Source organism: Streptomyces sp. NPDC054841 (genome assembly GCF_053611045.1).
Genome location: NZ_JBSGZO010000143.1, coordinates 1 through 18,030, shown reverse-complemented (window position 1 = coordinate 18,030; position 18,030 = coordinate 1). Strand labels below are relative to the sequence as shown.

12 protein-coding genes and 2 pseudogenes are annotated in these 18,030 nt (G+C 70.3%); 8 read left to right on the top strand and 6 right to left on the bottom strand.

Annotated features, from left to right (window positions below; translation table 11 throughout):
• Nucleotides 1-150: 150 nt before the first annotated feature.
• A pseudogene (locus ACWGI8_RS20245) lies at nt 151-564 on the top strand (glycerophosphodiester phosphodiesterase family protein); the annotation flags it as partial.
• 106 nt (nt 565-670) lie between these two features.
• Nucleotides 671-1,274, top strand: a pseudogene (locus tag ACWGI8_RS20240) (superoxide dismutase).
• A gap of 177 nt (nt 1,275-1,451) precedes the next feature.
• On the opposite strand, the gene ACWGI8_RS20235 reads toward ACWGI8_RS20240, so the two are convergent.
• A complete protein-coding gene (locus ACWGI8_RS20235) occupies nt 1,452-2,084 on the bottom strand; it encodes a mycothiol-dependent nitroreductase Rv2466c family protein (protein ID WP_453662685.1) in 633 nt (210 codons plus the stop codon).
• A 143-nt stretch (nt 2,085-2,227) separates the two neighbouring features.
• On the opposite strand from ACWGI8_RS20235, the gene pepN (ACWGI8_RS20230) reads away from it, so the two are divergent.
• Both pepN (ACWGI8_RS20230) and ACWGI8_RS20225 read left to right on the top strand, forming a co-directional pair.
• Entirely contained in the window at nt 2,228-4,798 is a 2,571-nt protein-coding gene (pepN, locus tag ACWGI8_RS20230) for an aminopeptidase N (protein WP_453662683.1), read from the top strand.
• A 131-nt stretch (nt 4,799-4,929) separates the two neighbouring features.
• Entirely contained in the window at nt 4,930-5,934 is a 1,005-nt protein-coding gene (locus ACWGI8_RS20225; RefSeq protein ID WP_453662682.1) for a hypothetical protein, read from the top strand.
• A 68-nt stretch (nt 5,935-6,002) separates the two neighbouring features.
• Here the strand turns inward: ACWGI8_RS20225 and ACWGI8_RS20220 are convergent, their stop codons facing one another.
• The 4 genes from ACWGI8_RS20220 to ACWGI8_RS20205 form a co-directional block, all read right to left on the bottom strand.
• The gene (locus tag ACWGI8_RS20220) at nt 6,003-7,250 is read right to left on the bottom strand and encodes an RNA-guided endonuclease InsQ/TnpB family protein (RefSeq protein WP_453662681.1); all 1,248 of its coding nucleotides are present in this window, start codon (nt 7,248-7,250) and stop codon (nt 6,003-6,005) included.
• 94 nt (nt 7,251-7,344) lie between these two features.
• A complete protein-coding gene (locus tag ACWGI8_RS20215) occupies nt 7,345-7,812 on the bottom strand; it encodes an NUDIX hydrolase (RefSeq protein ID WP_453662680.1) in 468 nt (155 codons plus the stop codon).
• A gap of 9 nt (nt 7,813-7,821) precedes the next feature.
• Complete coding sequence (locus tag ACWGI8_RS20210; RefSeq protein WP_453662678.1) at nt 7,822-8,745, bottom strand: pyridoxamine 5'-phosphate oxidase family protein; 924 nt, start codon at nt 8,743-8,745, stop codon at nt 7,822-7,824.
• Between the two features lie 13 nt (nt 8,746-8,758).
• Nucleotides 8,759-9,211: a VOC family protein gene (locus tag ACWGI8_RS20205; RefSeq protein WP_453662677.1), complete on the bottom strand. Its 453-nt coding sequence runs from the start codon at nt 9,209-9,211 to the stop codon at nt 8,759-8,761.
• Nucleotides 9,212-9,303: 92 nt separating this feature from the next.
• Between ACWGI8_RS20205 and ACWGI8_RS20200 the strand changes: the two genes are divergently transcribed.
• The 3 genes from ACWGI8_RS20200 to ACWGI8_RS20190 all read left to right on the top strand — a co-directional run bounded on the left by ACWGI8_RS20200 (nt 9,304) and on the right by ACWGI8_RS20190 (nt 14,677).
• Complete coding sequence (locus tag ACWGI8_RS20200) at nt 9,304-9,882, top strand: CGNR zinc finger domain-containing protein (protein ID WP_453662675.1); 579 nt, start codon at nt 9,304-9,306, stop codon at nt 9,880-9,882.
• 221 nt (nt 9,883-10,103) lie between these two features.
• On the top strand, nt 10,104-13,439 hold the full coding sequence (locus ACWGI8_RS20195) for a S8 family serine peptidase (RefSeq protein ID WP_453662674.1): 3,336 nt from the start codon (nt 10,104-10,106) through the stop codon (nt 13,437-13,439).
• A 194-nt stretch (nt 13,440-13,633) separates the two neighbouring features.
• Nucleotides 13,634-14,677, top strand: coding sequence for an aspartate-semialdehyde dehydrogenase (locus ACWGI8_RS20190; RefSeq protein WP_453662672.1), 1,044 nt, complete (start codon nt 13,634-13,636; stop codon nt 14,675-14,677).
• Between the two features lie 66 nt (nt 14,678-14,743).
• Here the strand turns inward: ACWGI8_RS20190 and ACWGI8_RS20185 are convergent, their stop codons facing one another.
• On the bottom strand, nt 14,744-15,244 hold the full coding sequence (locus ACWGI8_RS20185) for a DUF1203 domain-containing protein (protein WP_453662670.1): 501 nt from the start codon (nt 15,242-15,244) through the stop codon (nt 14,744-14,746).
• A 164-nt stretch (nt 15,245-15,408) separates the two neighbouring features.
• Here ACWGI8_RS20185 and pepN (ACWGI8_RS20180) point away from each other — a divergent pair, with 164 nt between their 5' ends.
• On the top strand, nt 15,409-17,979 hold the full coding sequence (gene pepN / locus ACWGI8_RS20180) for an aminopeptidase N (protein ID WP_453662668.1): 2,571 nt from the start codon (nt 15,409-15,411) through the stop codon (nt 17,977-17,979).
• The last annotated feature ends 51 nt before the right edge of the window (nt 17,980-18,030 follow it).

Sequence of the window (18,030 nt, the reverse complement as noted above, 5' to 3'; positions counted from 1 at the left end):
GACCTGTCCCCTCGTCGGACCTGTCCCCTCGTCGGCGGGTCCCGGCCGGTGCACGGCAGGCGTACAGGCGGTGAACCGCCGGCCGGGGTGGGGCGGGCGGTCCTAGCGTTCGGGCGCGAGGACCTGTCACGCACACCGAGGGAGAGCCGTATGTCCGCACCGCCCGGACGTCGTTCGATACTTCTCGCGGCGGGCGCCACAGCCGCGACCGCGACCGCTGCCGCCGCCGGGGCGGCGGGTCCCGCCGTCGCGAGCACGCCGCACCGGCCGCCGCACGGGCCCGTCGTCATCGGGCACCGAGGGGCCGCCGGGTGGCGACCGGAGCACACCGCCGCGTCGTACGCGTACGCGGTGCAGGCCGGCGCCGACTGGATCGAGCCGGATCTCGTGGCGACCGCGGACCACCACCTGGTGGTGCGGCACGAGAACGAGATCTCGGGGACGACGGATGTCGCGTCGCACCCGGAGTTCGCGGACCGCAGGACCACGAAGACCGTGGACGGCCGGGCCGTCACCGGCTGGTTCACCGAGGACTTCACACTCGCGGAACTGGGGACCCTGCGCGCCCCGACCTCGCCGCCATCACGCGCGACGCCCGGTCCTAGGACGAAGGGCTGATCAACTTCCGGGCCCTCCTGCTGTTAACAAGTGGTCGGAGGGGACTCCTGGCATGGCCGTCTACACGCTTCCCGAACTGCCGTACGACTACTCCGCGCTCGTTCACCCCACAGGGTGACTTCACGCCGATCCGCCTCAGGCCAAGCCCCGGCCCCGTAACGTTCGACGCGGCGGGTCGTCGACCCGCCCGGCGGCCGGGAGGGTCGTCGTCGGGACGGACCTGAGTGCCGTCAAACTCCCCGGAGCGATCCAGGGGAGAGTCTCCAGCCTCCGGGCAGGAGAGAACTCCAATGGCACAACATGACCGGAAACCGGTGGCGGCGAGCCGAAGGGGGATCTCCCCTTCGGCTCTTTCGCCTTCTTCGTCGGCGTCGTCGCACACGGCCGCCACCACGCAGGGCTCGGGCTGGGGCGTCCTCGCGTACGAGCCGGTCAGCGGTCGGCTGATCGTCGAGCAGGTCTACGACCACCAGGGCAACGTCGGCCAGGGCTCGGTGCCGATCCTGGTCTTCGACGCCTGGGAGCACGCCTTCTATCTGCAGTACAAGAACCAGAAGGTGGACTTCATCGACGCCATGTGGGAGGTCGTCAACTGGCAGGACGTGGCGAAGCGTTACGCCGGGGCCAAGGAGCGCACTCCGCTCATCGCCCCTTGAACCGGCCCGTGAACCTCGGCTTGAACCGGCCCGTGAATCGGCCCGTGACGCAAGCCTGACCAGGCCATAGAGTCGTCCTGCTCGTGATCGTCTTCTCAACCTTCACTTGCAGGCGGAGAAAAGAAGGACCCCCGCGAGGACGTGACTCGCGGGGGTCCTTCCGTGCACGGTGCGGCCTCAGGAGAAGTCGGGGCCCTTCGTCCGTGTGCGCTTGATCTCGTAGAAGCCCGGGATCGACGCCACCATCAGCGTGCCGTCCCACAGCTTCGCCGCCTCCTCGCCCTTGGGCGCGGGGGTGACGACCGGGCCGAAGAAGGCGATCGGCTCGCCGTCCGCGCCGGGCACCGCGATGACCGGCGTGCCGACGTCCTGGCCGACCTTGGAGATGCCCTCCTTGTGGGAGGCGCGGAGCTCGATGTCGTACGCGTCCGACTCGGCGTACTCCGCGAGCTCGGCCGGCAGGCCCACCGCGTCCAGGGCCTCCAGGATCACCTCGGGGGTGACGCCGCGGCCCTCGTTGTGGATGCGGGTGCCGAGCGCGGTGTACAGCGGACCGACCACCTCGTCGCCGTGCTTCTGCTGGGCGGCGATGACGACCCGGACCGGACCCCAGGCGTTCTTGAGCGCCTCGCGGTACTGCTCGGGCAGTTCGTCCAGCTTGTCCTCGTTGAGTACGGCCAGGCTCATCACATGCCAGCGCACGTCGACCGGGCGGACCTTCTCCACCTCCAGCATCCAGCGGGAGGTCATCCAGGCCCAGGGGCACAGCGGGTCGAACCAGAAGTCGGCGGGGGTCCTGCTCTCGGGCATGTCTCTCCAAGTGCCTCGTATGTCGTACGGGGGTGCGGCTCAGGCGCAAACACCACCGGCCGCCGCGCGCATTCCCGGGATACCTGCGGTCACGAGCACATGCGAGGATCGGTCCTGTTCGAACGAGACACAAAGGAGTGGCCGTGCCCGGAGAGAATCTGTCCCGCGAGGAGGCCCGCGAGCGGGCCGCCCTGCTGTCCGTCGACGGGTACGAGGTCTTCCTCGACCTGCGGTCCGCGACCGCGGAGAGCGACGGGGCGGAGCCGCGGACGTTCCGCTCGGTGACGACGATCCGTTTCCGGGCCACGGAGCCGGGCACGGCCACCTTCGCCGATCTGGTGGCTCCCGCGGTCACCTCCGTCACGCTGAACGGCGAACAGCTCGACCCGGCCGCCGTCTTCGACGGCTCCCGGATCGCCCTGGCCGGCCTGCGCGCGGAGAACGTGCTGGTGGTGGACGCTCAGTGCGCCTACAGCCGGACCGGCGAGGGCATGCACCGCTTCGTCGACCCGGAGGACGGCGAGGTCTATCTGTACACCCAGTACGAGCCGGCCGACGCACGCCGTGTCTTCGCCAACTTCGAGCAGCCCGATCTCAAGGCGCCCTTCCGCTTCGAGGTGGCCGCGCCGGAAGGGTGGCGGGTCTGGAGCAACGGCGCGGAGGAGTCCCGCGACGGAGAGACGTGGCGCTTCGCGGAGACCGGGCCGATCTCGACGTACATCACGGCGGTCGTGGCCGGTCCGTACCACTACGAGACCGACCACTACACGCGCACCTTCGAGGGCGGCACGACCCTGGAGATCCCGCTCGGGGCGATGTGCCGCAAGGGGCTGGCCAAGCACTTCGACGCGGACGACATCTTCCTCGTCACCAAGCAGGGCCTGGACTTCTTCCACGACCACTTCGACTACCCGTACCCGTTCGGGAAGTACGACCAGGCCTTCGTGCCCGAGTACAACATCGGCGCGATGGAGAACCCGGGGTGCGTGACCTTCCGGGAGGAACTCGTCTTCCGGGGCAAGGTGACCCAGGCGTCGTACGAGCGGCGGGCCAACGTCGTCCTGCACGAGATGGCGCACATGTGGTTCGGCGACCTGGTCACCATGCAGTGGTGGGACGACCTGTGGCTGAAGGAGTCCTTCGCCGACTTCATGGGCACGTTCTCGCTGGTCGAGGCGACCCGCTTCGGCAACGGGTGGGTGACCTTCGCCAACAACCGCAAGGCGTGGGCGTACCGGGCGGACCAGCTGCCGTCCACACACCCGATCACGGCGGACATCCGTGATCTCGAGGACGCCAAACTCAACTTCGACGGAATCACCTACGCCAAGGGCGCCGCGGTGCTGAAGCAGCTCGTGGCGTACGCGGGACGGGACGCGTTCCTGGAAGGTGCCCGGCGCTACTTCAAGCGGCACGCGTACGGGAACACCCGCCTCGGCGATCTGCTGTCGGTGCTGGAGGAGACGTCCGGGCGCGACATGAAGGCCTGGTCGCGGTCGTGGCTGGAGACGTCCGGGGTCAACTCGCTGACGCCGCAGGTCACGTACGACGCGGGTGACCGGATCACCGAGCTGGCGGTCGTCCAGGACGGGGAGCTGCTGCGGCCGCACCGGGCGGCGGTGGGCCTGTACCGGTTCGAGGGCGCCGACCTGGTGCGGTACGCGCGCGCCGAGGTGGACGTCACCGGCGCGCGGACGGTCGTGGCGGAGCTGGCGGGCGCGGAGAAGCCGGCACTGGTCCTGGTCAACGACGACGACCTGACGTACTGCAAGATCCGCTTCGACGAGGGCTCGCTGGAGACGCTGCGCGGACACCTCGGCGACATCAAGGACCCGCTGGCGCGGGCGCTGTGCTGGTCGGCGCTGTGGAACCTGACGCGCGACGCGCTGATGCCGGCGCGGGACTTCGTGAGTCTTGTCCTGGACTTCGCGGGGCGCGAGTCGGACATCGGCGTGCTGCAGATGGTGCACATGTGGGCGCGGATGGCACTCGTCCACTACGCCGTGCCCGAGTGGCGCGAGGAGGGCGGGCGGCGGCTGTCGGAGGGCGCGCTGCGGGAACTGCGGCTCGCCGAGCCGGACAGCCAGCACCAGCTGGCGTGGGCGCGGTTCTTCGCGACGACCGCCACGACGGACGCCGATCTGCAACTGCTGCAGGGACTGCTGGAGGGCACCGCCCAGATCGACGGGCTGGATGTGGACCAGGAGCTGCGCTGGGCGTTCCTGGAGCCGCTGGCCTCGCACGGGGCGGCGGACGAGACCGTGATCGCCGCGGAGCTGGCCAGGGACGACACCGCGTCCGGCAAGCGCCACCAGGTGCGCTGCCTGGCGGCGCGGCCGTCCGCGGCGGTCAAGGACCAGGCGTGGGCGCAGGTCGTGGAGTCGGACGCCCTGTCCAACGCCCTGGTGGAGGCGACGATCTCGGGCTTCGTACAGGAGTCGCAACGGGAGCTCGTCGCGCCGTACGCCGCGAAGTACTTCGAGGCGATCGAGCGTGTCTGGGCGGAGCGTTCGATCCAGATCGGCATGGACGTGGTGAAGGGTCTCTTCCCCGCCCTCCAGGACGACGCCCGCACCCTCACTGCGACGGACGCCTGGCTGGAGTCCCACACCTCGGCCGCCCCGGCGCTGCGCCGTCTGGTCCTGGAGTCCCGCGACGACCTGGCCCGCTCGCTGCGCGCACAGGAGTGCGACGCGAACGCGTCCGCCGGCTGACGGAGGGTGCCCCTCCGCGGTAGGCCTGATCGGCAGTCGAACGCGCGTACTTTAGCGCGGTGTTGTCCGGAATTGTCGACGGCTGTGTAACAGTGGTTAGCGGGCGGCCGGAGGGCGGGAATGTGCGGGGCATGAACCACAACACCCCGCTCTCCCCCCGCCCTTTGAGCCACCGGTCCGATGTGCGGCAGCGCGTGCTGTCCGCCGCGCAGCTGCGGGAGCACGGCGTGCCGGCCGCGCGGACCGCCGAGCAGTGCCGGCCCGGAGGGCCGTGGCAGCAGCTGCTGCCCGGTGTGTATCTGCTGCACCCGGGGCCGCCGACCAGTGAGGAGCGGCTGCATGCCGCGCTGCTGTACGCGGGGCGTCCCGGTGGCGACGAGGCGATGGTCACCGGTCTCGCCGCCCTCGCCCTGCACCGGTTCGCGTCCGCTCCGCCGCTGCCCTCGCTCGACCGGATCGACGTACTCGTACCGCGCACCCGGCGGCTGCGGTCGGCCGGATGCGCGCGGCTCATCCGTACGCACACGCTGCCGGGACCGGAAGAGGTGACGGGGCTGCCCGTCGCCCCGGTGGCCCGCGCGCTCGCGGACGCCGTCGCACGGCTCTCCGACCCGGCTGCGGTGCGCAGGCTGCTCACCGAGGCCGTGCGCGGCGGCCATTGCGAACCCGGCGTGGTCGTGGGCGAGTTGAACCGCGCACGCCTCCTGTCCCGCCCCCACGTCGTGGACGCCGTCGAATCCCTGCTCGCCGAGGGCCGGGCCATCGCCGAGGACCGCCTGTACGACCTCATCCGTATGTACGGACTGCCCGAGCCGGTGTGGAACGTGGATCTGCGCCTCCCCGGCGGCCCCCACTTCGGCGGCGTCGACGCCTACTGGCCCGAGCAGGCCGTCGCCGTGGAGCTCGACACCCGCGCCCCTCGCCCGGCCAGGGCCCAGGACCAGGGTCCGGACCCGGAGTGGACCGAGTGCGGCCACAAGCGCGAGCATCTGGAGCGGCTCGGGATCACCGTCGTCCACATCACGCCGAAGAAGCTGCGGGACGCTCCCGTGCAGCAGGCGACGGTGATCCGCACGGCGCTGATGGCCTCACCGGACCGGGAGCCCGCGGCGTATGTCGTGGTTCTCCCCCGTTAGGCCCGCCCCGCTGTCCGGGCAGAACTCCGCCTCGAGGACGGCCGCGCTGTCCCCCGCCCAATCACTGGTCAGCTACCCGGGGCCGGGGTCCCGGGTTTGCAGCTCGGGTCACCGACGGCTTCGATGGGTCCCGGCCGCGTCCAGTCCTCACGCGATGAGCGTGAGGACAGGGGCTTGTGACTCGCCCCGCAGACCCACACCCACCAGCCGCGTTGGCCGATGTTGTGGGACGAGTTCAGGTCGGCATGCTCAACGAAGCCGCAGGACCTGCAGGCGAACACGGCCTGTGCGGGCCGGTTGCGTGTGTCGATGTGATGGCACTGGGAACACTCCTGGCTGGTGTAGGCGGGATCGACGTACACCACCGGCACGCCGGCCCGCTTCGCCTTGTAGGCGATGAACGAGCCGAGCTGGTGGAACGCCCAGGAGTGCAGTTTGGCGCGTTGGGGCTTTCTCAGCCGTACCCGTTCGCGGATGCCTGTCAGGTCTTCCTGGGCAATGCCGCAACCGGTGCGTTTCGCCTCCGCCACGATGCACTTGGAGATCTTGTGATTGATGTCGCGGGCTCGGCGCCTCTCCTTGCCCGCATGGCGCTTTGCCCGCCGCTTGGCAGACTTCGAGCCCTTCCTCTGCAGCTTGCTCCGTAGCTTCAGGTCCTGGGCGCGGCGGCGGTTCAGGCGCCGGCCGCTGTATCGTCTGCCGGTGGAGGCAGTCGCGATGTTGGCGATCCCCAGGTCCACCCCGACGAACCCGGCCGGCGCGGTGTTCAGGCCGGGCTCGGGGACTTCACAGGTAGCGATCAGGTACCACTGCCCACCCTGGCGCAGCAGATCCGACTCGCCCTGCCGGTAGCGGCGCAGCACGTCAAGCTGGTCGGTCTGGCCGGTGAATGCCACGCCCTTCAGCCGTCCCGCTACCGTCCAGATCGACACCGTCGAGGCGTCCAGCCGCCAAGACAGACAGCGGTCGTCGAAGGGTTGTGCCGCATCCCGGCGGAAGACGACCGGCTTCGTCGCGGCCTTGGTGTGCCGCCTGCCACCAGGCTTGCCCAGCTTCCCGGCCCGCAGATTTGCTTTCAAAGTGGTGTAGGCATCGGCGACCTTGCGCAGCACGTGTAGTGCGGGCTGTGCCGACAGGCCCCGAGCCCGCAACGGGGCGTATCCGAAGGCCTGCAGCGCCTTGCGCGAGGTCACCTGGCGCATGAACCCCTGGCTGGACAGCCAGTTCGCCGCCTCATTACACATACGCAGCGTCGCCTCAAGTGCCGCCGCCTGCTCGGGCGTTGGCACGAGCTTGACCCGCACCACCAGCTTCACACCACCCGACGCTACACGCAGCCCCACACAGTCGAGGGCACACACGCGTTCGTCACCCAATAGAGCGAAACGCCCCTCGCGCCCTCAGCAGATTTCAGCCGTTCACCGGATCGTGGCCGTCCACCCGCCCCAGCGCCGGCCGCTCACGCCACAGCTCCAGGCCTATGTCGACCAGGGCGACCCGGTCGAGACCGGGGACGGCGTCCAGCGGGTGCCAGGCGGCCAGGTCGGTGGAGCCGCCGGTCTCCGGGCGCAGCTCGCCGCCCGTTATCCGTCCTTCGTAGAGGATGCGCAGGCTCTGGAAGTCCCCGCCGGCGCCGAGCTTGCGGGGTCTGCGGACCCGCATCGAGTCGACACCGAGCAGCACGGTCGCCTCGGCCGTGTACCCGGTCTCCTCCTCGACCTCGCGGACGACCGTGTCGACGGGGTGCTCCCCGTGGTCCATCCCGCCGCCGGGCAGGGTCCATCGCTTCGCGCCGTCACGCGCCACCCAGCGGGCGAGCAGGATCTGCCCGTCCCGTACGCACACGGCGTATGCCGCCACCCTCAACTGCTGCTTCATCCGGCGAGGTTAGCCTCCGGACACCGGCGGATTGGCCGGAGAGTACTCGGGGGCGCCCCAGCGCAGCGGGCTGGCCGCCGGGGTTTCGACGGCTTCCTCGACGCGGAAGCGGACCGAGCGGCCGCCGTCCGCGCCGAATGAGGTCCGGGCCGTGCCCGTGAGCTGGAGCGTCGTGCCGGTGGCCCAGTCCAGGAAGAGCAGTCCGGCCCGCGGGTCGGTCTCCAGGTTGCCCAGGGTCAGGAACATGGAGTTGCCCGGATAGTCCTGCCAGCTGAGCGTGTCCGCCGACTCGACGCGGACGAAGCCGGGGTTGCCGCCGCGGTGGCTGGCGTCCGCGCCGGCGTCGGAGCGGGTGGCGATGAAGAAGGTGTCTGCGGCGCGGACGAAGTCCTCCTGGCCGGGGGTGAGCCGGCGGCCCCGTCGCGCGGCGCCGGCGTGCGGGGCGTCGTCGGCCGGCTCGTACAGCTCGCGCTTCTGCAGATACCTCGGGCAGTTGGAGAAGACCCGCTCCGCCTCGATGGCCAGCCCGCGTGGGCTGGGCCGGGCGATGCCGCCCAGTCGCATTCGGCGGCGGGTGCGCGGATCGAGGGCGATGGTGCCGACGGGCACGCCGCCCACCCCGGGCGCGTCGGCGGTGAAGGCGCCCGCGAGCGGGTCGCCGTCCGGGATGCCGCCGGCCACCGAGACGGAGTGCGGCCCTGTGGCCCGTACGAAACCGGGCGGCCCGGTCAGCAGACTGCTCCACAGCCGGCCCGCCGGGTCCGCCGCGCCGAGCACCAGCATGGGCTGGAGCTCCAGGAACGCGGCGGCCACCGGCCGGATGCCGGGCCCGATGGACCGGCCGACATGCGCGGCCTGGTCGCGTACACCGACGCGGCGCTGAACGGCGATCGATCCCCGGTGGTAGGGCTGCGAGGTTCCGTACGGGTCCATGGGAGCTGATCCTCTAGAAGAAACCGCAGGTCGGTGCGGTGGAGGGGGCCGTCTCGGCTTCCGCCCCGGTGGGGGCGAAGATCTCCAGGCGGGTGCCGTCCGGGTCGTGGAAGAAGATCCCGCCGGAGCCGCCGGCCGGGCCGTGGGCGACCACGCCGTCGTACGCGAAGTCCACTCCGTGGGATGTCAGCTCGGCCTCGGCGGTGCGCACCTCGTCGATGGTGTCGACCTCGAAGGCCAGGTGGTGCAGTCCGGCGCGGCCCGGGTCGTACGCTCCGCCGGCCTGCTGCCAGAGGGTGAGCGTGAGCCGGCCGTCGCGGCCGAGGAACGCGTAGCGCTGCCCCTCCTCCTTGCCCTCGCCGATCACTTCGAAGCCGAGGACGCCCCTGTAGAAGGCGAGCGAGCGCTCGATGTCCGTCACATTCAGGCCGATGTGGCCGGTGCGCAGTGCGCTGATCACTGTCATATCTAACCTCCTAATTCGACTTTAGAGGTTAGATCGAGCCTCGTCAACCGGTCACGTACCCTTGAGGGGTTAGCCAGTAGAGGGAGCCCGCCATGACCGCCTCCGCCGCCGCCTCTGCCGCGTCCGCCGCCGCGGCGTCCGACCCCCGTCCGCTCGTCGGTGAACCGGTCTCCCTGGACCTGCTCAACACCCGCTGGATCCAGGAGGGCGAGCAGCAGGACCTGCTCACCTCCGTCGACGGCCTGCGGATCTGGCTGGCGAGCACCGGCCTCGGCGACCGCTTCACCGCCGACGGCCCCACTCTGGAGAAGACACGCGTCGCGCGTGACGCACTGGCTGCCGCCGTGGACCACCGCGGGGACGCCGCCGCGGCCGCACGGGCCGACGCGGTCCTGGACCACGGGCGCATCCGCGCGACGCTCACCGCCGAAGGGCCGGGCGAGCGTGCCGAGTTCGCCGACCCCGCATGGGGTCCGGGCTGGACCGCCGTCCGCGACTACCTGGATCTGCTGCACACCTCGTCCGACCGCGTCCGCGCCTGCGCCCATGACGCGTGCGTCCTGCATTTCTTCGACACCTCACGGAACGGCACGCGGCGCTGGTGCTCCATGGCACTGTGCGGCAACCGGGCGAAGGCCTCCCGGCACTACGCGAAGGTCCGCGAAAGCTGATCGTTCAGCGCCGAACCGTCCACCGTTGAACGGCCGAGCGGGCCAACTCGTCGGTTATTCAGCCGTTTGTCCCCCATCACACATGTCGCGCCAGTGGCGGATGTACGCCATGGCCACATCCCGCCTCCGGCAACTCTCCACAAACCCCTGTCACTTGCGAAAGGCTGAGCGGTCATCCGGTACCGAATTCCGGACCCCTCTTTCACAAAACAGGGATGCTGATGACCACCCTCGAGTCCCAGGGCTCCATATCCGGGCACAGACGCGTGGCCCGGGTCGCCGCTGCCGCAGGCCTTGTCGCCGCGCTTGTGGCCTCCGGCGCCGCCCCCGTCTCCGCCGCGGCCGCCGCCGATGATCCGGCCGGTGCGACCGGCCCGGTCAAGACCTCCGAGACGCCCGCAGAAAAGCTCGGCCAGGCCGACGCCGAACTCCTCGCCGAGGCGGAGGCGAAGGGCCAGAAGACCGTCACGGTCATGGTCGCCACCGCTCCCGGCCAGACCGAGCAGGTCGCCGGCCAGCTCGACGCCGTCGCCGGCGCCGTCGTCGGCCAGAAGAACGACAAGCTCGGCTACGTCAGGGCCACGCTCCCGACGGGCAGGGCGAAGAGCGCCCTCAGCCGGGCCGGCGAGCTCTCCACCGTTCAGGGCATGGACCTCCAGCGCGAGATCAAGCTGGACGACCCGAGGCCGGACGCGGGCGCCAGGGGTGCCGCCTCCGAAGGCCCGACGGCAGGTTCGTACCCGGCGCCGGGCAAGAAGACCCCGGCGAAGAACCCGTACAACCCGTCCCACGAGACGGGCGCCGTGGAGTTCGTCCAGGACCACCCCAAGGCCGACGGCCGCGGGGTGACCATCGGCATCCTCGACTCCGGCGTCGACCTGGGGCACCCGGCCCTGCAGAAGACCTCCACCGGCGAGCGCAAGATCGTCGACTGGGTGACCGCGACCGACCCGGTCAAGGACGGCGACGGCACCTGGCGCAAGATGGACGCCGCCGTGACCGGCCCCGTGTTCACCGCGGGCGGCCGCACCTGGACCGCGCCCGCGGGCGAGTACAAGCTCAGCGTCTTCGAGGAGCGTGCGACCCTCGGCGGCGACATGGCCGGTGACCTCAACCGGGACGGCGACACCACCGACAAGTGGGGTGTCCTCTACGACCCTGCCACCGGCACCGTGCGCGTCGACCTGAACGACGACGCGGACTTCACCAACGACACCGCGATGAAGCCGTACAAGGACGGCTACCAGGTCGGCTGGTTCGGTACGGACGACCCGGCCACCGAGATCGCCGAGCGCATCCCGTTCGTGGTGGAGATCCGCAAGAACGTCGAGTTCGAGGCCGGGAAGTTCTCCGACTACGTCAACATCGGCGTCATCGAGGGCTCGCACGGCACCCACGTGGCCGGCATCACCGCCGCCAACGGCCTCTTCGGCGGCCGGATGAACGGCGCGGCGCCCGGCGCCAAGCTGGTCTCCTCGCGCGCCTGCACCTGGAGCGGCGGCTGCACCAACATCGCCCTGCTCGAGGGCATGCAGGACCTCGTCGTCAACCGCGGCGTCGACATCGTCAACATGTCCATCGGCGGCCTGCCCGCGCTGAACTACGACGACAGCGACCGCGGCGAGGGCGCCGACAACGCGCGCGCCCTGCTCTACAACCGGCTGATCGACACCTACGGCGTCCAGCTGGTCATCTCGGCCGGCAACGAGGGCCCGGGCGTGAACACGATCGGTGACCCGGGCCTGGCCAACAAGGTCCTCTCGGTCGGCGCCGCGATCTCCAAGGCCACCTGGGCCGCCAACTACGGCTCGCAGGTCGAGAAGCCGTACAACATGTTCAACTTCTCCTCCCGCGGTCCGACGGAGAACGGCAACTTCACCCCGACCATCTCCGCCCCCGGCTCGGCGATCAACACGATCCCGACCTGGCAGGCGGGCGCCCCGGTGGGCGAGGCCGGCTACAAGCTGCCCGCCGGCTACGGCATGCTGAACGGCACGTCGATGTCCTCGCCGCAGGCCGCGGGCGCGAGCGCGCTGCTCATCTCGGCCGCCAAGCAGCGCCACATCAAGCTCTCCCCGCTCACCCTCCGCACCGCGCTGACCAGCACCGCCAAGCGCATCCCCGGAGTGAAGGCGCATGAGCAGGGCGCGGGTCTGATCGACATCAACGAGGCCTGGGAGTCGATCCAGGACGGCGCCACGGCCCACTCGTACACGGTGAAGGCGCCGGTCGACACCGCGCTCGACCACCTGCTGAAGCCGGAGGCGGGCTTCGGTGCCGGTATCTACGACCGCGAGGGCGGCCTGAAGACCGGCCAGAAGAAGACGTACGACGTCACCATCACGCGCACGAGCGGCCCGAACCGGCCGATCGAGCACGAGCTGGACCTGCGTAACAACGACGGCACGTTCCGTATCCTCGGCGACGACGAGGTGGACCTGCCGCTGAACAAGCCGGTCACCGTCAAGGTGCAGGCGAAGGCCTCCTCCTCGGGCGTCCACAGCGCCATCCTGGAGGCGGACGACGAGCGCACCGAGGGCGTCGACAAGCAGATCCTCGCCACCGTGGTCGCGTCGAACGAGCTGGTCAAGCCCGGCTACACCTTCACCGCCAAGGGCTCGGTGCAGCGCAACAGCAACCGGTCCTACTTCGTGACGGTCCCGCAGGGTGCCAAGACCCTGGAGGTCGCGCTCGGCGGTCTCGGCGCGGGCAGCCAGACCCGGTTCATCTCGGTCCACCCGTACGGTGTGGCGTTCGAGGACACCGCGTCCACGGTCTGCTACGCGAACTACAACAACCCGGCCAACACCTGCCGCCCCGATGTGCGCTCGTACGCGAACCCGCAGCCGGGCGTCTGGGAGATCGAGGTCGAGTCGCGCCGCACGTCCCCGCTGCTGGACAACCCGTTCCAGCTGGACGTCACGCTGCTCGGAGCCACCTTCGACCCGGCGGTGAAGACCCTGCCCGAGGCGAAGATCGGCACCCCGTCGACGGTCGACTGGAAGGTCACCAATGACGCGGCCGCGCTGGAGGGCAAGCTGAAGGGCGGCTCGCTCGGCTCCGCGAAGACCGCGACGCCGACCATCGCCCAGGACCAGCGCCAGGTGTCCACGGTCACCATCGGCGCGGGAGTCGAGCGGCTCGACGTCGTCATCGGGAACACCTCGGACAAGTCCGCCGACCTGGACCTGACGGTCGTCAAGGACGGCAAGCTCGTCGGCCAGTCCGCGGACGGCGACTCCGAGGAGTCCGTCTCCGTGGCCAATCCGGCCGCCGGTACGTACACGATCCTCGTCGACGGCTACGCGGTGTCGCCGGGCGGCACCACGTACGACTACAAGGACGTGTACTTCTCCTCGGCGCTCGGCACGGTCAAGGTCGACGAGTCGAAGACCGTCTCGCTGGCCAACGGCGCGAGCGCGCAAGTCGCCGCCGATGTGCTGGTGAGCGGCGCGGCGCCGGAGGGACGCCGGTTCTTCGGCGAGGTGCAGCTGCTGAACGCGCGCGGCACGGCCGCGGGCAACGGCAGCGTGGTGATCGAGAAGGTCACTCCGTAACACGCCGTAACGGCATGGTCCATCAGTGAGGGCGGGCGTCCGTCGGGCGCCCGCCCTTCGCCGTGTCCGGGGGATGTGACCCGGGGCCGCGTCCCGTCCCTCGGACAATGGATTGGACAAGGCGGGCGGTGGCATACGCATCATGGAGAGCCACTCAGGCCACCCAGGCTGCAGGAACGTACGGAGGAGTCCCCGTGAAGGTCGGAATCGTCGGAGCCACCGGGCAGGTCGGCACGGTCATGCGCAAGATCCTCGCCGAGCGGGCTGCGTTCAATTCTCTTGGCCCGGTCGCCGAGCTGCGGCTGTTCGCCTCGGCCCGGTCGGCGGGCTCCACGATCGAGTGGCAGGGCCAGGAGATCACGGTCGAGGACGCGGCCACCGCCGACTACTCGGGTCTGGACATCGTGCTCTTCTCGGCCGGCGGGGCGACCTCCAGGGCCCTCGCCGAGAAGGTCGCCTCCCAGGGTGCCGTCGTGATCGACAACTCCTCCGCCTGGCGCCGCGACCCCGAGGTCCCGCTGGTCGTCTCCGAGGTCAACCCGCACGCGGTCAAGGACCGCCCCAAGGGCATCATCGCCAACCCGAACTGCACGACGATGGCCGCGATGCCCGTCCTCAAGCCGCTCCACCAGGAGGCGGGCCTCACCGCGCTCGTCGCCACCACGTACCAGGCCGTGTCCGGCTCGGGCCTGGCGGGCGTCGCCGAGCTCGACGGCCAGGTGAAGGCCGTCGCCGACCGTGCCTCGGCGCTCACCCACGACGGCGATGCGGTCGTCTACCCGGAGCCCGGCGTCTACAAGCGCCCCATCGCCTTCAACGTGCTCCCGCTCGCCGGCTCGATCGTCGACGACGGCTCCCACGAGACCGACGAGGAGCAGAAGCTCCGCAACGAGTCCCGCAAGATCCTGGAGATCCCCGGGCTCAAGGTCTCCGGCACCTGCGTCCGCGTCCCGGTCTTCTCCGGTCACTCGCTCCAGGTGAACCTGCGCTTCGAGCGTCCGATCAGCGTGGAGCGCGCGTACGAGCTGCTGAAGGACGCGGAGGGCGTCGAGCTCTCCGAGATCCCGACCCCGCTGCAGGCCGCCGGCAAGGACGCCTCGTACGTGGGCCGCATCCGCGTGGACGAGACCGTCGACAACGGCCTCGCCCTCTTCCTCTCCAGCGACAACCTCCGCAAGGGTGCCGCGCTGAACGCGGTGCAGATCGCGGAGCTGGTCGCGGAGGAGCTGCGCGGCTGACGCCTCGGGCCTGTACGTACCGGGAGGGCGGGCGACGTCGGCGTCCGCCCTCCCGTCGTACGCGGGTCAGGGCCTGCGCACCTCGTACTGGAAGCAGCCGAACTCGGCGGCCCTGATGTGCACGAGAACGACCTCGGGGTCCGCGAACGCCTCGTCGAGCGCCGACTCGATCACCGCGGCGGGATCGTGCCCGAGGTCGAGGACGCGTCCCGCGACGATGTGGCCGCGGGCGTCGTAGCGGCGGGCGGTTCGCCGCGCCCCGGCGCTGGCGAAGGGGTAGGCGTCGTTCTGCTGCGGCCCGCCGCACGCCTCGGCGTGGACGAAGACCGGGCCCTGTTCGTCGTAGGCGCCCGGATCGGCCCCGGTGGCCACCGCCCAGCGGCGCAGCGGTGCGTACGAGACGAGCGCGATCCGCTCCCCCGCCTCGCTGGGGCGCAGACAGCAGCGCAGTGGTGCGCCGCCCTCCTCGTCGGTGTGAGGCCGGCAGGGCCGGCCGGCGTCGTCGCGGACGCGCAGTTCGCCGAGCGTCGCCTCGTCGATGGGTTCCGGCCGGTAGATGATGGTCATGCGGCCCAGCGTGCCCGCCGCCGCGCTGCGCGTCCGGCGGCTTTCGGACGTCGCGGTCGTCGTGGCCGTCGACGGCGCACGGTATCCCCGCGCGTCCCGCCCACCCCCCGTGGAAGGATGGCCCGAAACGTCACATACCGAGGACGAACCGAGGGGATGACCGGGTGCCTGGCACAAACCTGACCCGTGAAGAGGCGCAAGCACGGGCGCGCCTGCTCACCGTTGACTCGTACGAGATCGACCTGGATCTCACCGGGGCACAGGAGGGCGGCACCTACCGGTCCGTGACCACTGTGCGCTTCGACTCCGCCGAGGACGGCGCGGAGACCTTCATCGACCTGGTCGCGCCCGCCGTGCACGAGGTCGTACTGAACGGCAGGTCACTGGACGTGGCCGCGGTCTTCCGGGACTCCCGGATCGCGCTGGCGCATCTGCACGCGGGCCCGAACGAGCTGAAGGTCGTCGCGGACTGCTCGTACACCAACACCGGTGAGGGTCTGCACCGGTTCGTCGACCCGGTCGACCAACAGGCCTACCTCTACACCCAGTTCGAGGTGCCGGACGCCCGCCGGGTGTTCGCGAGCTTCGAGCAGCCGGATCTGAAGGCGACGTTCCAGTTCACGGTGAAGGCGCCCGAGGGCTGGACCGTGATCTCCAATTCGCCGACGCCCGAGCCGAAGGACAACGTCTGGGCCTTCGAGCCGACGCCGCGGATCTCCACGTACATCACCGCGCTGATCGTCGGCCCGTACCACAGCGTGCACAGCTCGTACGAGAAGGACGGGCAGAGCGTCCCGCTGGGCATCTACTGCCGTCCGTCGCTCGCCGAGTTCCTGGACTCGGACGCGATCTTCGAGGTCACCCGGCAGGGCTTCGACTGGTTCCAGGAGATGTTCGACTACGCCTACCCGTTCGCCAAGTACGACCAGCTCTTCGTGCCGGAGTTCAACGCGGGCGCGATGGAGAACGCGGGCGCGGTGACCATCCGCGACCAGTACGTCTTCCGGTCGAAGGTGACGGACGCGTCGTACGAGGTGCGGGCGGAGACGATCCTGCACGAGCTGGCGCACATGTGGTTCGGCGACCTGGTCACGATGGAGTGGTGGAACGACCTGTGGCTGAACGAGTCGTTCGCCACGTACACGTCGATCGCCTGCCAGGCGTACCACCCCGGGTCGAAGTGGCCGCACTCGTGGACCACGTTCGCGAACTCGATGAAGACCTGGGCGTACCGGCAGGACCAGCTGCCGTCCACGCACCCGATCATGGCCGAGATCCGCGATCTCGATGACGTTCTCGTGAACTTCGACGGCATCACGTACGCCAAGGGCGCGTCGGTGCTGAAGCAGCTCGTCGCCTATGTCGGAATGGACGAGTTCTTCCGGGGCGTGCAGGCGTACTTCAAGCAGCACGCGTTCGGGAACACCCGGCTCACGGATCTGCTGGGCGCACTGGAGGAGACCAGCGGCCGTGATCTGAAGACATGGTCGAAGGCTTGGCTGGAAACCGCCGGTATCAACATCCTGCGTCCGGTGATCGACACCGACGCGTCCGGCGCGATCACCTCCTTCGCGGTCAAGCAGGAGGCCCCCGCGCTTCCGGCCGGCGCGAAGGGCGAGCCCGTGCTGCGGCCGCACCGGATCGCGATCGGCTTCTACGACCTCGACGGGGCCGGGAAGCTGGTGCGCACCGAGCGGATCGAGCTGGACGTCGACGGTGAGCTGACCGGCGTACCGGAGCTGGTGGGCAAGCAGCGACCGGCGGTCGTGCTGCTCAACGACGACGACCTGTCGTACGCGAAGGTCCGGCTGGACGAGGAGTCGCTGAAGGCGGTCACGGAGCATCTGGGCGACTTCACCGAGTCGCTGCCGCGGGCGCTGTGCTGGGCCTCGGCCTGGGACATGACGCGCGACGGCGAGCTGGCGACGCGCGACTATCTTTCGCTGGTGCTGTCGGGCATCGCGAAGGAGTCGGACATCGGCGTCGTCCAGTCGCTGCAGCGCCAGGTGAAGCTGGCGATCGACCTGTACGCGGCGCCCCAGTGGCGCGAGGTGGGCCTGACGCAGTGGACGGACGCGACGCTGGCGCATCTGCGTGCGGCGGACCCGGGCAGCGACCACCAGCTCGCGTGGGCGCGGGCGTTCGCGGCGACCGCGCGCACTCCGCAGCAGCTGGACCTGCTCGAAGCCCTGCTGGAGGGCCGGGAGACGATCGAGGGCCTGGCCGTGGACACCGAGCTGCGCTGGGCGTTCGTGGAGCGGCTGGCGGCGACCGGCGTCTTCGACGAGGACGAGATCGCGGGCGAGCTGGAGCGCGACAGGACTGCCGCCGGTGAGCGGCACGCGGCGACCGCTCGCGCGGCGCGCCCGACGCCGGAGGCCAAGGCCGAGGCGTGGGATTCGGTGGTCGAGTCCGACAAGCTGCCGAACGCGGTGCAGGAGGCCGTCATCGGCGGCTTCGTCCAGACCGACCAGCGTGAGCTGATCTCCGCGTACGCGGAGAAGTACTTCGCGGCGGTCAAGGGCGTGTGGGAGTCCCGCTCGCACGAGATCGCCCAGCAGATCGCGATCGGTCTCTACCCCTCGCTCCAGGTGTCGCAGGCGACGCTCGACGCGACAGAAGAATGGCTGGATTCAGCCGAGCCGAACGCGGCCCTGCGCCGGCTGGTCTCGGAGTCCCGCGCGGGCATCGAGCGAGCCCTGAGGGCTCAGGCGGCGGACGCGGCAGCGGCCTGACCTGCGAGGGTCCACGACCCCTGACAGCGCGCGAAGGGCGCTCCGGAACCA

Excerpts from the sequence above, each read along its gene's own strand:
- ACWGI8_RS20210 (WP_453662678.1), bottom strand. The coding sequence starts at position 8,745 with ATGGACCCGTACGGAACCTCGCAGCCCTACCACCGGGGATCGATCGCC.
- ACWGI8_RS20235 (WP_453662685.1), bottom strand. The coding sequence starts at position 2,084 with ATGCCCGAGAGCAGGACCCCCGCCGACTTCTGGTTCGACCCGCTGTGC.
- ACWGI8_RS20200 (WP_453662675.1), top strand. The coding sequence starts at position 9,304 with ATGACCGCCTCCGCCGCCGCCTCTGCCGCGTCCGCCGCCGCGGCGTCC.
- ACWGI8_RS20185 (WP_453662670.1), bottom strand. The coding sequence starts at position 15,244 with ATGACCATCATCTACCGGCCGGAACCCATCGACGAGGCGACGCTCGGC.
- ACWGI8_RS20195 (WP_453662674.1), top strand. The coding sequence starts at position 10,104 with ATGACCACCCTCGAGTCCCAGGGCTCCATATCCGGGCACAGACGCGTG.
- ACWGI8_RS20215 (WP_453662680.1), bottom strand. The coding sequence starts at position 7,812 with ATGAAGCAGCAGTTGAGGGTGGCGGCATACGCCGTGTGCGTACGGGAC.
- ACWGI8_RS20205 (WP_453662677.1), bottom strand. The coding sequence starts at position 9,211 with ATGACAGTGATCAGCGCACTGCGCACCGGCCACATCGGCCTGAATGTG.
- ACWGI8_RS20225 (WP_453662682.1), top strand. The coding sequence starts at position 4,930 with ATGAACCACAACACCCCGCTCTCCCCCCGCCCTTTGAGCCACCGGTCC.